A 236-nucleotide genomic window follows, 5' to 3' on the forward strand; every position below is an offset into this window, starting at 1 on the left:
GAGATCATCACCGCCGAGCACGGCAAGGTCGTCTCCGACGCACTCGGTGAGGTCTCCCGCGGCCAGGAAGTCGTCGAATTCGCCTGCGGCATCGCGCACCTGCTCAAGGGCGGCATGACCGAAAACGCCTCCACCAACATCGACGTCTCCTCGATCCGCCAGCCCGTCGGCCCGGTCGGAATCATCTCCCCGTTCAACTTCCCCGCCATGGTCCCGATGTGGTTCTTCCCCATCGC

The 236-nt window shown here is 64.8% G+C and carries 1 protein-coding gene; it reads left to right on the top strand.

What is annotated here, in order from left to right:
• On the top strand, positions 1–236 hold a 236-nt coding region (locus QM806_RS41150), incomplete at both ends, for an aldehyde dehydrogenase family protein (RefSeq protein WP_283295081.1).

The sequence above is a fragment of the Rhodococcus sp. IEGM 1351 genome (assembly GCF_030056875.1).
Lineage (GTDB): Bacteria > Actinomycetota > Actinomycetes > Mycobacteriales > Mycobacteriaceae > Rhodococcus_F > Rhodococcus_F opacus.